12 protein-coding genes are annotated in these 14699 nt (G+C 39.5%); 5 read left to right on the top strand and 7 right to left on the bottom strand.

Translation table 11 applies throughout. The annotated features are described in order from the left end of the window. Nucleotides 1–291: 291 nt before the first annotated feature. The 5 genes from recA to DVR12_RS09835 form a co-directional block, all read right to left on the bottom strand. Nucleotides 292–1305: a recombinase RecA gene (gene recA, locus DVR12_RS09855; protein ID WP_116975509.1), complete on the bottom strand. Its 1014-nt coding sequence runs from the start codon at nt 1303–1305 to the stop codon at nt 292–294. A gap of 533 nt (nt 1306–1838) precedes the next feature. After that, nucleotides 1839–2534 carry a hypothetical protein gene (locus DVR12_RS09850; RefSeq protein ID WP_116975508.1) on the bottom strand — a complete coding sequence of 232 codons (696 nt, stop codon included), beginning with the start codon at nt 2532–2534 and terminating at the stop codon, nt 1839–1841. An 11-nt stretch (nt 2535–2545) separates the two neighbouring features. Then, nucleotides 2546–4033, bottom strand: coding sequence for an RNA polymerase factor sigma-54 (gene rpoN, locus DVR12_RS09845; protein WP_116975507.1), 1488 nt, complete (start codon nt 4031–4033; stop codon nt 2546–2548). A gap of 87 nt (nt 4034–4120) precedes the next feature. Further along, nucleotides 4121–4729: a ribonuclease HII gene (locus DVR12_RS09840; protein WP_116975506.1), complete on the bottom strand. Its 609-nt coding sequence runs from the start codon at nt 4727–4729 to the stop codon at nt 4121–4123. Nucleotides 4730–4801: 72 nt separating this feature from the next. Next, nucleotides 4802–5221: a hypothetical protein gene (locus DVR12_RS09835; protein ID WP_116975505.1), complete on the bottom strand. Its 420-nt coding sequence runs from the start codon at nt 5219–5221 to the stop codon at nt 4802–4804. A gap of 220 nt (nt 5222–5441) precedes the next feature. Here DVR12_RS09835 and DVR12_RS09830 point away from each other — a divergent pair, with 220 nt between their 5' ends. The 5 genes from DVR12_RS09830 to DVR12_RS09810 all read left to right on the top strand — a co-directional run bounded on the left by DVR12_RS09830 (nt 5442) and on the right by DVR12_RS09810 (nt 11718). Further along, nucleotides 5442–7604 carry a S46 family peptidase gene (locus tag DVR12_RS09830; protein ID WP_116975504.1) on the top strand — a complete coding sequence of 721 codons (2163 nt, stop codon included), beginning with the start codon at nt 5442–5444 and terminating at the stop codon, nt 7602–7604. A 226-nt stretch (nt 7605–7830) separates the two neighbouring features. Then, a complete protein-coding gene (locus DVR12_RS09825) occupies nt 7831–8499 on the top strand; it encodes a succinate dehydrogenase cytochrome b subunit (RefSeq protein ID WP_116975503.1) in 669 nt (222 codons plus the stop codon). A gap of 5 nt (nt 8500–8504) precedes the next feature. After that, nucleotides 8505–10415, top strand: coding sequence for a fumarate reductase/succinate dehydrogenase flavoprotein subunit (locus DVR12_RS09820; RefSeq protein ID WP_116975502.1), 1911 nt, complete (start codon nt 8505–8507; stop codon nt 10413–10415). A 9-nt stretch (nt 10416–10424) separates the two neighbouring features. Further along, complete coding sequence (locus DVR12_RS09815; RefSeq protein ID WP_116975501.1) at nt 10425–11171, top strand: succinate dehydrogenase/fumarate reductase iron-sulfur subunit; 747 nt, start codon at nt 10425–10427, stop codon at nt 11169–11171. Nucleotides 11172–11382: 211 nt separating this feature from the next. After that, complete coding sequence (locus tag DVR12_RS09810) at nt 11383–11718, top strand: IPT/TIG domain-containing protein (RefSeq protein WP_116975500.1); 336 nt, start codon at nt 11383–11385, stop codon at nt 11716–11718. A gap of 90 nt (nt 11719–11808) precedes the next feature. On the opposite strand, the gene DVR12_RS09805 is transcribed toward DVR12_RS09810, so the two are convergent. Both DVR12_RS09805 and DVR12_RS09800 read right to left on the bottom strand, forming a co-directional pair. Next, nucleotides 11809–13599 (bottom strand): META domain-containing protein, encoded by a 1791-nt coding sequence (locus DVR12_RS09805; protein WP_116975499.1) that lies wholly within the window; start codon nt 13597–13599, stop codon nt 11809–11811. A 210-nt stretch (nt 13600–13809) separates the two neighbouring features. Further along, nucleotides 13810–14697, bottom strand: a complete 888-nt coding sequence (locus DVR12_RS09800) for an SIR2 family protein (protein ID WP_116975498.1) — start codon at nt 14695–14697, stop codon at nt 13810–13812. Nucleotides 14698–14699 lie beyond the last annotated feature (2 nt).

Below are 14699 nucleotides of genomic sequence, written 5' to 3'. Positions count from 1 at the left end.
TATCAAAGGATGAGGGATGATCTAATTCAAAGATTTAAGTAACCAAGAAGCTGCTTGCTTTTGTAAGCAAAAATCCCCGCCCAGGAAAAGGCAGGGATGTGCATACTAACCCAATGCTTACTAAAACTAAAACTAACTTCTAATTATATATGAGATAACTATTATCTAGTAATTAATGAGTGTTGGAAAAATTCTCAAACTTCGGCATCAAACTTCGGTTTCAAACTTAAGGTTCAACCTTTGATCTCGAACTTTTTCCTGGAATAAATCTATTTACCTGAACTAAGTGCCTTAAGCTTCAGCATTTTGCTTTTCAGCAATTTTTGCTTTGATCTTTGTTTCAATCTCAGCTGCTAATTCTGGGTTATCGATCAGTAATTGTTTTACTGCATCACGGCCCTGACCTAGTTTATTGGTATCGTAACTGAACCAGCTACCGCTTTTTTGAACGATGCCGTATTCAACACCCATGTCAATTATTTCACCCATCTTAGAAATACCCTGACCATAAACAATATCAAATTCGGCCTGGCGGAAAGGAGGAGCTACTTTGTTTTTTACCACTTTAACTTTTACACGGTTACCAATAGCTTCATCGCCATCCTTGATCTGGCTCATACGACGGATATCTAATCTTACAGAAGCGTAGAATTTCAGTGCGTTACCACCGGTAGTAGTTTCGGGGTTTCCGAACATTACACCTATTTTTTCACGTAACTGGTTGATGAAAATGGCACAGCAATTTGTTTTGGCAATAGTGGCAGTTAACTTACGTAAAGCCTGAGACATCAAACGAGCCTGTAAGCCCATCTTGCTTTCTCCCATTTCACCTTCCAACTCACTCTTAGGTACCAACGCAGCAACAGAGTCAATTACTACGACATCTACTGCACCAGATAAAATCAATCTGTCTGCAATCTCTAATGCCTGTTCTCCATGATCTGGCTGAGATATCAATAAAGCATCAACATCTACTCCCAGTTTCTTAGCATATGAGCTGTCGAATGCGTGTTCAGCATCTATGATAGCGCAAATACCACCTTTCTTTTGTGCTTCAGCAATTGTGTGAATTGCTATGGTAGTTTTACCAGATGATTCCGGACCATATATCTCTATAATTCTTCCTTTCGGCAAACCATTAACACCAAGCGCAATATCCAAACCCAGAGAGCCAGTGGAAATTACCTCCATCGGAGCTTCCGCTTTTTCTCCCATCATCATCACAGATCCCTTACCGAAATCCTTTTCTATCTTGTCCATTGTAAGGCGTAACGCCTTCAGTTTTTCTGCATTGGCTGTAGACATATTATTAATGTTTTTTACAAATTTAAAAGATAGCTGATCACAAATAGTAAGCAAATCAATTGGATTGCTAAATTATGATCTTATTTTTGATTTTCCTAAAATTTTTAGCATTTTATTTTTATTGCTAAATTATATAGTATTTATTATCTACCTCTTTTTAGCAATTCAATCTCTTTCAGATTGCATAACAAAGATGCAAAGGCATTACGCATTGAATATGCGCAACCAAAAAAGGGTGAAAAAAATTGAAGGGGAATTCTACTGCTTTTTTAAAAAGCGTAGTTATACGCTTGAGTATCGATTCAGAAATTATGACATTTGTGATGTCAAGTTTAGTTGTTGAAAGTTACCCCCACTTACTGTTTGTTGAAAAGCTTGTTTGTTAGCCTCTGCCTTGCGGCCTTGCATCCAAGTAATGAGGTAGGACTGATAAGTGCGGAGTGGGCAACCCCAATTAAGTTTCCTTATTTATAGTTTGGTTCCTTACTCCCTGCAGGTAGAAATATCGGCAGGGAAAAGGTATTTTATACAGATTACTTTACCAATATCGCACACGCAACCAATTGAGAAGCAATGCCAATCAGAAATCCCAGGTAAATCTCACGTGGCCTGTGTGCTTCTACAATCATCCTGCTCGTAGCCACTATGGCCGCCACAAAAAATGTAATCACCAATGGCACCGATACATTCATATTCATTCCCCACATCAACGACAACAACAATCCTATAACTCCTCCCCAACCAACTGTATGCATGCTGGTTTTTATGAAAATATTGGAAATAAAGGCAATAGAGATACTCAAAAACGTTCCCAGAAAAAATGCCGTATAAAATTTAGGTGCCCGGCCTTCCTGCTGAAAGGTGTAAAATGCCCAGAAATAATAGGTGAGCATCGCCACATAAGGGATAATCCTGTCGCGCTGTGACTTCAGATATATTGATGAAACAAAATTCAATGACTTGGCCAGCAATAATGTTAGCATCGGAAAACCAATGCTGATAATGGCTACCCTGAAATACAGCATGTCAAATGCAAACCGCTTACTTTGCGATTTGAATGCCACCATATACTCAGGAATTGATTGTAATATCAGGAAAGTTACCAGCAGCGGAATAAACAGAGGATGAGTAAGATATGAAATTACCTGCGCCACGACTCTTGTAGCCGGCGAAAATTCTGGCTTCTCATTTATCTCCGAAAACCGATTCAGTACTGCATTCTCTTGCATGGTATAGTCTCTTATAATTCTTTACGCAAACGGGCTACCGGAATATTTAACTGCTCACGATATTTTGCCACTGTACGACGTGCAATATTATAACCTTTATCTTGCAACATCTTCGTTAAATTCTCGTCACTCAGCGGTTTACGCTTATTCTCAGCTTCAATCAGATCCGACAGAATCTTTTTCACTTCCCTGGTAGATACTTCCTCTCCACTATCTGTAGATAATGACTCTGAGAAGAAAAACTTCAATTTAAATGTACCAAACTCAGTTTGTACATATTTACTATTTGCCACCCGGCTAACAGTAGAGATATCTAACTGTGTACGATCTGCTATGTCTTTCAGAATCATAGGTTTCATCGTTGTTTCATCTCCCGTCAGGAAAAATTCACGCTGATAATCCATAATCGATTCCATTGTCGATAACAAAGTATGCTGCCGCTGTTTAATAGCGTCTATAAACCATTTTGCTGCATCAATCTTTTGCTTGATAAACAAAACCGCCTCTTTCTGACGCTTATCTTTTTTATCACCTCGGTCATACTCCTTCAACATTTCTCTGTATCCACCAGAAATACGAAGATCAGGCGCATTCCTCGAATTGAGAGTCAACTCCAGTTTCCCGGCATTATTCATAATGAAGAAATCCGGAATTACGTAACTCTCTGCTTTATTTAATGTAGCAAAATTGCCGCCTGGCTTAGGTGTAAGACGAATAATCTGCGTAATGGCTTCTTTTAAACCCTCATCAGATAAACTCAGGGATTTTTGAATCTTCTCATAATGCTTCTTGGTAAACTCATCGAAATAGTTTTCCAATATCACATAGGCATTATGAACACCCGGATCGTCCTGCGATTTACGCTTCAGCTGTAAAAGCAAGCATTCCTTAAGATCTGTTGCACATACGCCGGCCGGATCAAAATCCTGAATCTTTTTTATTAATGTACTGATCTCCTCTTCCGTAGTCTCAATATTCTGAGAGAAGGAGAGATCATCTACCATCGCACTGATTTCACGACGTAAATATCCGTCATCATCTATACTTCCAATAATATGCTCAGCTATGGCAGTTAATCTGTCATCCAACTCCAACATGCCTAATTGGCTAAGTAAATGCTCATGGAAAGAGGTTTCTACTCTGATCGGAATTGTTTTATTGCTTTCGTCAGGGTCCGGATAATTATCGTCACGCAATTTATAATCTGCAACTTCATCATCTCCCTCACTCACATACTCGGATATATCTATATTGTCGTATTCACTTTCACTACCATCAGGGTCAAATTCCTCATCCTCTGTGGATGTTTCAAAGTCGTCCTGTTCTTTAAACTCATCTTCCCCGGATTCTTCTCCATATTCCAATGCAGGGTTTTCTTCCAGTTCTTCTTTAATTCTTTCTTCCAGGTTGACAGTAGGAACCTGCAGCAGTTTCATTAACTGAATCTGTTGCGGTGAAAGCTTTTGTAATAACTTCTGCTGTTGTGTCTGTTTTAACATAATTTATCCCTACAAGGCAAAAATAATAAGTATAAGGTTAACGATATGTTAGCCTTCAGCCCGGTTAGTGATTCGTTTATTTTTATCCTACAAGTCAAAATCCAACTCTAACTGTTCATCTGGTAACAAACGAAACGACTTTCTGTGATAAGGCGTTTCTCCATGTTCCTTCAATGCGTCTCTATGCAACTTTGTCGGATACCCTTTATTAACATCCCAACCGAAATGAGGATATATATTATGTAAATCCTTCATATAGTCATCGCGGTAGGTTTTCGCCAATATTGATGCCGCAGCGATTGAGGCATACAAACCATCACCCTGTATAATACAGGCATGAGGCGTTTTACCATACGCATTGAAACGATTCCCATCTACCAGAATGAACTCTGGTTGCTGTTGCAATTTCTCTAATGCCAGATGCATTGCTTTAAATGAGGCTTTCAGAATGTTTATTCTGTCAATTTCCACATTATCAACACTGGCAACAGCATAACAGATCGCCTTTTTTTCTATCACTTTTCTCAACTTCTCCCTGTCTGAAGGTTTCATCTGCTTAGAATCATTCAATAGTGAATGCCTGAATTTTTTCGGCAAAATTACAGCGGCGGCAAATACAGGCCCCGCCAGGCACCCCCTGCCGGCTTCATCACAGCCAGCTTCAATCAATTGATCTTGATAATAAGAACGTAGCAAATCCTAATCTGTTAAAGCCGGGTAAAATTACATGATTAATGTTCAAGGAACAAGGATTGTGGAATTTGGCCCCTATTTAAATAGGTTCTTTAACGCATCCCACTGTTTGTCTGTTTCCTGCATCAATTCATCTGCGGTGGCTCTAGTGCTATCCCATTTATCCTGACTGGCATTTTTAATTTCATCCAGTTTTTTGCTCATTTTCTCCTTCAATTCATCCAGCTTCATAGCAGCTTCCTTACTTTTTTTACTTCCTTCTTTTCTTAAAGCTGCTGTCTTATCATCAATTTCTTTAATCCGTTTTTCTAAACTATCCTCAGTCTGTTGCTTTTGTTCTTTTAAATATTCCCCGGCATTATTGGCTGCAGATTTCAAATTATCTCCTGCTTCCTGTAAATTTTCTTTCATCTCTTCTTTATGGTCTTCCTGTTTTTTGTTCTCATTACAGGATAAAATAGCCGCAAGACCCGCAATTAATAATAGATTCTTCATGATTGTACAGTTTTTCAGGTTTACAAAATATTGGCATAGTATATACCGTGCGTCTCCCTTAATCAAAACATATTCCAGTTTTTTTGTTCGATGAAATTCAAATTAAATTAATTGTCATGTCAAAAAAGTAATTATATGACTGCTGTTATACTGCTAAATCTGTGGCTGATAACGAAAAAATGGCTAGGTTTGAGGTCCTTAAAAACAAACCTGACTTAATATGAAGAAAAAAATGATGGTTTTGCTCCTCCTTTTCTGCGTATGCGTAAAGTGGGCAAAAGCAGATGAAGGTATGTGGCTACCATATTTATTAGGCCAACAGACCTACAACGACATGGTGAAAAAAGGTCTCAAACTGACAAAAGAACAATTATACAGCATCAACAAGGCATCATTAAAAGATGCAATCGTCATCTTTGGTGGCGGATGTACTGGTGAAATTGTTAGTAATGAAGGACTGATTTTCACTAATCACCACTGCGGATACGGTGCTATCGCCAACGCCAGCACAGTTGAGCATAACTATCTGAAAAACGGATTTTACGCCAAAACAAAACTTGAAGAAATTAGTTCTCCTCAGCTCTCCGTTCAGTTCCTGGTAAAAGTTGAAGACGTTACCAAAGAAATGGAGGAAGCCCTTAAAGGCCTGGATGGCACTGCAAGAGCCCAAAAAGAACAACAGACGTATGCTGAAATCATCAGCAAAACTATTGCTAATACCGACTATGAAGCTAAAGTGGTTCCTATGTTCAAAGGCAACCAATACCTTCTTTTCGTTTATGAGCGCTTTAAAGATATTCGCCTCGTAGGTACTCCTCCTGAAAGTATCGGTAAATTCGGCGGCGATACCGATAACTGGGAATGGCCACGTCATACCGGTGACTTCTCAATTTTCCGCGTTTATGCTACAAAAGATGGTAAACCTGCTCCATATTCTGCTGATAACGTGCCTTTGAAACCTAAGCACTTCCTGCCTGTTTCTATCAAAGGAGTAAAGGAAAATGATTACGCAATGATCTTTGGTTACCCTGGTGGTACCAACCGTTATGAAACATCTTACGGTATTCAACTGAAAACATCTGTAGAAAATCCTTCTCTGGTAAATCTGCGCGATGTTAGATTGAAAGCAATGTTTGAGCAAATGAAGAAAGATCCGGCTGTGAAACTGCAACTGGCTTCTTCTTACGCAGGTATTGCCAACTACTGGAAATTCTTCGACGGCGAAACCAAGCAATTGGAAAAACACGGGGTACTGGCTGAAAAACAACAACAGGAAGCTGCTTTCGCAAAATGGGCGCAGGATAAACCTGAGTTTGCCAATGTAATGCGCGATTATGAAGCGGCCTACAAAGCATGGACTCCCTACGCTAAGCAAAGATCTTACCTGACTGAAGGTATTTTAGGTTCCCCATTAGCTGCTTTTGCTGGTAGCCTGGGAAGTGTTGAAAAAGCGCTGGTAACTCCAGGTGCTCCTAAAGATGCTGTTAAACAAGCAGTTGAAGCCGCTGATAAAGCCCGTACTGCTTTCCTGGAAGGTGAAAATAAACCTAGCGATCAAAAAATCCTTGCTGCAACTGCGCATATGTTCTATACAGATATTCCGAAAGATCAACAACCTATCGGTTTCTATGAAGGATTGAAATCTAAATTCGGAAGTCTGGATGATGATAATACTTATCGTACCTGGGCTGCTTCTGTAATGAATAATACTTTCATTTTTGATGATGCTAAATGGAAAGCATTTGTTGCTAATCCGGATGCTGTGACACTGCAAAATGACCCTGCATTTGCCTATGCAAGCGCTTTCATTAAGAATTATTCCAGCAAGTATCAGCCTTTAGCCAGCCAGTTCAATACAAAAATCAATGATCTGGGTCGTGTTTATCTGAAAGGTGTTATGCAAATGAACCCGAATGCCAACAGATATCCGGATGCAAACTTTACCATGCGCCTTTCCTATGGCCAGGTAAAACCATATTCCCCACGTGACGCTGTTTACTACGATTACGCTACTACTATGAAAGGTGTGCTCGAGAAATATATACCTGGTGATTATGAATTCGACCTGCCTGCAAATTATGTGGAACTTTATAAAAAGAAAGATTTCGGTCAGTATAAAGATCCAAAACGTAATGATGTTGTAACCTGCTTTATCACTACCAATGATATTACTGGTGGTAACTCCGGTTCTCCGGTTATCAACGCTAATGGCGAATTGATCGGTCTGGCATTCGATGGTAACTACGAAGCTCTCAGCCACAAAATTCAATTCGATTCAGAATACAACCGTACTATCTGCGTAGATGTACGTTATGTATTATGGTGCATCGATGTATTGGGTGGTGCAAAAAATATTATCAACGAATTGAAACTCGTTAAGTAATTTTTCCCTCTTAAATAAAGAAGGCCGGCTCATATCATGAGCCGGCCTTCTTTGCGTTTGTACCCAAACTTTTTCTGGCCTATTCTGTTAATATCAGAAGCCTTTCTGCATCCGTGCATGTATATACGAAAATATTTCCCTTTTGTAATGATGTTGTAGCGAAGCATCCACGATATGTAGATGCCCTCTGGGCCAAAATTTAAAGGAATCTGATAAACACGATCTTATGGCAAAAAGTATTCAGCGCACCTTATCCAGAAAAAACTGGATGGCAGTTACAGGGCTTTTCCTATGCTTTTATCTGGTCATCCATTTATTGGGAAATCTACAGCTTTTATTGCCGGATGAACGTGCACATATACAATTCAACTGGTATGCAGAAGTACTTTCAGGAAATATTATAATCAGGGTTGTATCCTGGATACTTTTTGCCAGTATTATAGGCCATATTATCTACGCACTAATCATCACCCTAACAAATAATCATGCACGAAACATACGTTATCAATACGATAGGAGAAGTGCGGAAAGTAAATGGTATACCAGAAATATGGGAGTGCTTGGAACTGTTATTCTGATTTTTTTATTGATTCACCTCCGCGATTTCTGGTATATCTACAAGTTCGGAGACTTACCCGTAGACGAAAAAGGAAGAAAAGACCTGTATGTATTAGTGATAAAAGTATACAGCGATTTATGGTATGTACTGCTATATGTGGTTTGTATGATTGCGTTGTTCTATCATCTGCTGCATGGTTTCTTCAGTGCAGCCCGAACATTAGGTTTATACCATCCCCGCTATGTGCGATGGGTAAAAATGTTTGGCTGGGTATATAGTGTTGTAATCTGCGCTGGTTTTGCGTTTATTCCCTTGTATGTTCACTTTGTAAAATAGAGGTTATGCTTGATGCAAGAATCCCTGATGGGCCGCTGGCAGAAAAGTGGAGCAACTTTAAATCTCATGCCCGCCTGGTTAATCCGGCCAACAGAAAGAAACTTACAGTAATAGTTGTGGGTACCGGTCTGGCTGGCAGTGCACTTGCTGCTTCAATGGCAGAAATGGGATACCATGTAAAGTGTTTTTGCTTTCAGGATACTCCCAGAAGAGCGCATTCCGTGGCGGCACAGGGAGGTGTTAATGCCTGCAAGAATTATAAGAATGATGGTGATAGCGTATACCGGATGTTTTATGATACGATAAAAGGCGGGGATTTCAGATCAAGAGAAGCTAATGTATACAGATTGGCTGAATGCAGTGCAAGTCTGATAGATCAGGCTGTAGCACAAGGAGTTCCTTTTGCAAGAGAATATGGTGGATATCTGAATAACCGGTCCTTCGGCGGAGTGCAGGTTTCCAGAACGTTTTATGCCAGGGGCCAAACCGGGCAACAATTATTATTGGGAGCCTACCAGGCACTTATGAGACAGGTGGGACTAGGAAACGTTGAGTTACATGCCAGACATGAAATGATGGATCTCGTGTTGACAGACGGTGTAGCGAGAGGAATTATTGTGAGGAACATGGACACAGGAAAACTGGAGCGATATGGCGGCCATGCAGTAGTATTGGCCACAGGAGGCTTTGGAAAGATATATTTCCTGTCTACACTGGCTATGGGAGCTAATGGTTCAGCCATCTGGAGAGCTTATAAAAGAGGGGCCTATATGGCAAATCCAAGCTGGACACAAATACATCCAACCTGCTTGCCTCAATCGGGCGAATATCAGTCGAAGCTCACACTTATGTCGGAATCCTTACGAAACGACGGGCGTATCTGGGTTCCAAAGAAGCAGGATGATCAACGTTCTCCAAACAATATTCCTGAAGAGGAACGTGATTACTATTTAGAAAGAAAGTATCCTGCCTTTGGTAATCTTTCCCCTCGTGATATTGCTTCCAGGGCTGCAAAGGAGCGAATAGATGAAGGATATGGTGTTGGCCCGTTAAGAAATGCAGTGTATCTCGATTTTACCAGGGCTATTCAGAATCAGGGTGAAGCAGCCATCAGGAAAAAGTATGGCAATCTGTTTACCATGTATCAGAAAATCACCAACGTAAATGCCTATAAAGAGCCAATGAAGATTTCTCCGGCAGCGCATTTTTCAATGGGTGGGCTATGGGTCGATTACGAGTTGATGACAACAATACCAGGCTTATTTGCCATTGGGGAGGCCAATTTCGCGGATCATGGAGCTAATAGATTAGGTGCGAATTCACTTTTACAGGCGTGTGTTGATGGCTATTTCATTGCTCCTTATACTCTGGCCAATTATCTGGCAGCGGATATTAAAACCGGACCCATTGATACTGAAGATGTTGCTTTTGCAAAAGCTCAGGTAGGAGTTGAAGAGTTCATGAGCAAATTACTGGCTATCAAGGGAAATCAAAGTGCCGACCAATTTCACAGGTTGTTAGGAAAGATTTTATATGATAAATGTGGACTGTTGAGATCGAAGGAAGGGTTGATGGCTGCTATCACGGAAATACGACAACTGAAAGCTGAATTTTGGAAAAATTTGCATGTACCAGGAGGAGAAGCTATGAATAGCGAGCTCGAAAAAGCCGGCAGGGTTGCAGATTTTCTTGAACTGGCAGAATTGATGTGCAATGATGCTTTATATAGAAATGAATCCTGTGGCGCACATTTCAGAGTAGAGTATCAAACGCCGGATGGTGAAGCATTGAGAAATGATAAAGATTTCGCTTTTGTTTCGGCCTGGGAATATAAAGGAGAGGATAATGGACCGGAATTACATAAAGAAGAATTGAATTTTGATGTAGTAACTCCAACAGTGAGAAGTTATAAATAACTAACAGTTATGAATATACGATTAAAAATCTGGCGGCAAGAGCATGAAGGTGATGCTGGAAAGATGGTAGATTATTCATTAAATGACATTAGTTCGGATATGTCGTTCCTGGAAATGCTTGATACGCTCAATGAACAGCTGATTCAAAAGAATGAGCGGACTATAGAGTTTGATCATGATTGCAGGGAAGGAATATGCGGGCAATGTGGAGTAATGATTAATGGCAGACCACATGGACCACTAACTAATACAACTACCTGTCAATTACATATGCGCACATTTAAGGATAATGAATTGATTGTAATAGAACCATTCAGAGCTACTGCTTTTCCTGTAAAATGTGATTTAAAAGTTGATAGGTCCGCATTTGACAGAATTATTCAGGCAGGTGGATTTATCTCCGTAAACACAGGACAGGCGCCGGAAGCGAATGATATTCCAATTGGGTCACCGGTTGCAGAATCTGCATTTGATGCAGCAGCATGTATTGGATGCGGTGCTTGTGTTGCAGTTTGTAAGAATGCCAGTGCTGCATTATTTACAAGTGCAAAAATTTCACATCTTGTATTATTACCGCAAGGAAAAATAGAAGCTGCGGCAAGAGTAAAAAATATGGTTGAGCAAATGGATAACGAAGGATTTGGTCACTGCAGTAATACGGAAGCATGCGAAGTTGCTTGTCCACAGGCCATTTCAGTGTTGCACATTGCCCGAATGAATTATGAATACAATAAACTTCAGGTATTAAAAAAATAAACTCCAACACCTATACGTAATTGATCGTATTTTGAAAAGAAAGTTTGACTAAAGTGTTTTTATTTGAAAAATACATCGTAAATTTGCATCCGCTTTTGTACCGATTTAAATACTGTTGCTTATAAGAGTTGCAAAAAGTGCAATGGTGTTAGCCCCGGTGAAATTATTTGTAACAGGGTTTTGTAACCCCCAAAAATAGAATGTAAATAAAATGAAACAGTTAAAATTGTTTGTAGTTACCCTCATGCTGTTAACAACAGCTTTAATTTCCTGCAATTCTAATTCCAGCAAACAGGCACCAGAAGTAGTAAAAGGAACTGCTGGTAACTTCCTGTTAATCAAAGGACATGGATTTAGTTTAGATAGGAATCAGAACCAGGTGAAGTTTGGTAACGTTACTGCACATATTTTACGTGCAGATGCCAATTATATATTGGTACAGGTTCCCGTGCAACATGCGACTATTGTTCCTGTTGTGGTAACCGTAGGAAAGGATACCTCTAATGCTATGCAGTTTGCATATCATACAGATCTGGCGAGCCTTTAAAAAATAGTAGTCACAGTGTTTTAGTTAAGGTTGATAAGAGCCCCTTTGGCATGATATCTCAAAGATATCATGCCAAAACTGAAGGGGTAATTATTTGTTTTGCATACCAAACATGATTACAATTTTTCCATCTTTATCATAAAGATTTAATGTTTGATCTGCAATATCAAATCTGTAAGTTTTCTCACTTAGCAAATTCAGAAAAGTAGATTCACGTCTCATAACGTTGGGATCCGGACATGCCATGCGTGTACTTATTGCTCGTGAAAATGTAATATCCTCCTTTGCAGAAGTATATGTTCCGGCAATATTATTACATCCTCCCTTCCCATTATATCTCTTTTTATTAATGTCAAATTGCAACCAGATACCTGAATTAGCAAGTGTTTCATCATTTAACTTGATGACATTCCACTTTTTGCTCCCGATAAATGCCCATTCACGCATGTTGCCACTCGCAACAGGATGGCTGCCTTCGGTAGAAAACTGCATTACCAATTTATCGTTGTCATAAAGATTTAATGTTCTGTCATCAATTTCATAACGATAACTACGATCGCTTAAGGTCTTAAGAAACTCTGATTCTCGTTGTGCTGCATCATTATCCAAGCAAGCCATTCTGGTACTAATAGCCTGTTTGAAAGTGATAGTATTGTTGATATTGGTGTATGCGCCGGAAATATTATTACAACCACCTTTTCCGCTGAAGCGTTTTTTTCTTGCATCAAACTCCAGGTACATTCCGGTAACATCGCTTAAATCCGTATCATTTAATTTTTCCAATGTCCACCTTCTTCCTCCAAGCGTAATATTGGCAATAGGTTGACTTCCTTCCGTGATAAATTGCATCACTAAATTATCGTTGTTATAAAGGCTCAAAGTTCCTTCACCTATTTCATAACGATAACTATGATCGCTTAAGGTCTTAATAAATTCAGATTCTCTTTGTGCAACTGTATTGTCTGTGCATGCCATCCGTGTGCTGGCAGCTTGTTTGAAAGAGATAGTGTTGTTATTATTTGTATATGCTCCAAAAATATTATTGCAACCACCTTTTCCACTGAAACGTTTCTTTTGTGCATCAAACATCAGGAACATTCCGGTAGCATTGCTTACGTCGGTACCATTCAATTTAGTTAATATCCATTTTCTTCCACCAAGTGCCATATTTACATTACCAGAGGAGTTATCTCCTTTATTTCCAAGTCTAAACTGAAATACAGGAGTGCCTTGTTGCATTAAAGTAACCATTGAGCCTGCAACCTGGATTTGGAAAGATTGATCGCCGAGTTGTTTCATGAACTCATATTCTCTGCGCATCATATTGCTATCAGGGCACGCCATTAGGGTACCGGCGGTTTTAGTAAATGAGATATTATTTACTGAAAGGGTGTATCCTCCCATCATACCATTGCATCCGCTTTTACCGTGCATGCGGTTTTCTTTGGTATCAAATTCCATCCAAATACCGGATTGTTTTAACTCTTCTCCGTTCATCTTGACCAATGTCCACCTTTTGTTAAGGGCATTACCTATGGAGTTATTTGGTGAGAGTTCTTTGACTTTAGTTCGATTTAATATTTTGATTAAGGAATATTGAATTGAACTGGCGTCGGCAGGAGGATTATTTACTCGAGAGACGCGAACTCTCAAGCGGTAGCGGTATCCGGGAACATACTTGAATCCAGCAATATTACCATAGAGATTGCTCCACTCTTTATCTTCAGGTTTTCTGATTTGGAGGCATTCCATTGGAGCAACTCCTGTACAAGGAACTTTTGTTTCTCTTACAAAGATTATTTCCGTTCTGGAGGCCTGTTGTCGTTCCTGTACCGGTGCCATAAAAGCAGTGGCAAGGGTAATTGCTAATTCGATCAGCATAACATATAGATTTAGTCAAGTATCTAACAACCAAAAACGATGTGAGGTTTACCTTGCCGGACCGTATAACAGATAGTAGGGGCTGTTAATAGCAGGCAGGCATAAACATCATAAAACAGCCATTTTGATAGCAGCGTAGTTGATTATTAGTTGTTGAACGCTTGATAGTCTATATAAGTTACTTATAATGAATGGATTACAATGAAATTTCTAACATAGTTCCAGTTCTTTATTACGTATAATCTGGATGATTGATTCGTAATATTCCATTTTGCTTTCTGATGGCAGGCTCACTACGGTTACATCATTAGCGGTTAGAAGTTCAAGCTTAAACTGTGATACAGCAACGTATTCTTCTGGGATATAATAGTAGATCCTGTTTGGAATTGGAATATTCTTATGATGGAATTTCTGCCTGGCCCGGTAAGTTAGTAACCACCACAGATCAGTTTCTACAAAATCAAGGGATAGCCCGAATATGTGTATATCCTTTGTAAAAAACAGATCGATCCATGAATGATAGAATACCTGATGTGTGTGTATCCTTCGAAGCAAAGAAGCTTTTGGAACATCTTTACTTGAATAGAAAGTACCGCTGACTACATAATTTCTCATTAGCTGCAGCTGGCCGCCATAGTGCTCAAAACCAAGATTGATGCTCATAGGGTTGAGGCAGTCGCCATGAATATGCCAATATGTTGTTGGTCCGACCTGGTATCTTCTGAAAATGCTATAAAATTTTTCAGTGATGATACTGGTATTTTCGATTGGTGTACCGCCTTCTAAAGTGAACTCATAATTTGTGGTGATAATATGTGCAGGATTAAGGCTTCTGATTGATTGGTGAATTGGATTTCCCTTAATTTCTGCAGTTTTAACTGCAATAAATGATTTGAGGTCTTTCTCTCTTATTTTACGTTGTTTACTGGCAGTTAAGAATATTTCTTCATACAGTAAAGGAAATGGTTTGTTATTATCGATGACGATCTGATCACCGGCATGGCAAAAATTGAGGATATCCTGTAGCAGATCTTTCCAGCTGAGGCCACATGATAGATTGTTGATATCATTTCCGACTAATAATACAAGGTTCTTCATAG

This window comes from Chitinophaga silvatica, from assembly GCF_003419895.1.
Classification (GTDB): Bacteria; Bacteroidota; Bacteroidia; order Chitinophagales; family Chitinophagaceae; genus Chitinophaga; species Chitinophaga silvatica.
The sequence above is the reverse complement of the archived record's forward strand: the minus strand, read 5'-3'. Positions and strand labels throughout refer to the sequence as shown.